The following is a 615-nucleotide window of genomic DNA, read 5'->3' as shown; positions in this document are numbered from 1 at the left end:
GTTTCGATCGTCGGCAATTTCTTTTTCCAGTTGTTGTTGGTAGCTGCGCACGTGTTTCTTCACTGTGGCTTTTTTGTTTTTGTGGCGATTGGCATGGGCTTTGACGTGTGTGGCATCGACGAATTGGAGGCGTGTGTCGACGAAGCCTTGATCCATGGCTTGTTGAAGGATGTTGGTGAAGATGGACTCAAAGAGGTCGGTGTTTTGAAAACGTCGACGGTAATTTTGCCCAAAGGTGGTGAAATGAGGGATTTTATCGTAGAAGTCAAGCCCCAAGAACCACCGATAGGCCAGGTTGACTTCGACATCTTTGATGGTTTGGCGCATGCTCCGAATGCCGTAAAGGTGTTGGATAAAGACGAGTTTAATGAGGACCACGGGATCGATGCTTGGCCGTCCGTTGTCGAGGCAGTAAAGGTCTTCGACGAGATCATAGATGAAGTCGAAGTCCACGTAACGATCAATTTTCCGCAAAAGATGATCTGCCGGCACGAGTTGATCCAGGGCAATCATTTGAATTTGTTCTACTTTTTTCTTGTCTTCTTTATGTAGCATGGTAGCCTCCTTTCCTCTATTTTACTATATTTGAGGCGAATGCTGGTTGATGACACAAAA

General features: G+C 46.0%; 1 protein-coding gene. It reads right to left on the bottom strand.

What is annotated here, in order from left to right; translation table 11 throughout:
* On the bottom strand, positions 1-555 hold a 555-nt coding region (locus WKT05_RS10575), incomplete at its 3' end, for a transposase (protein ID WP_340414062.1).
* Positions 556-615 lie beyond the last annotated feature (60 nt).

Source organism: Peptoniphilus sp. HCN-40583 (assembly GCF_037892835.1).
Taxonomy (GTDB): domain Bacteria; phylum Bacillota; class Clostridia; order Tissierellales; family Peptoniphilaceae; genus Aedoeadaptatus; species Aedoeadaptatus rachelemmaiella.
The sequence above is the reverse complement of the archived record's forward strand: the minus strand, read 5'-3'. Positions and strand labels throughout refer to the sequence as shown.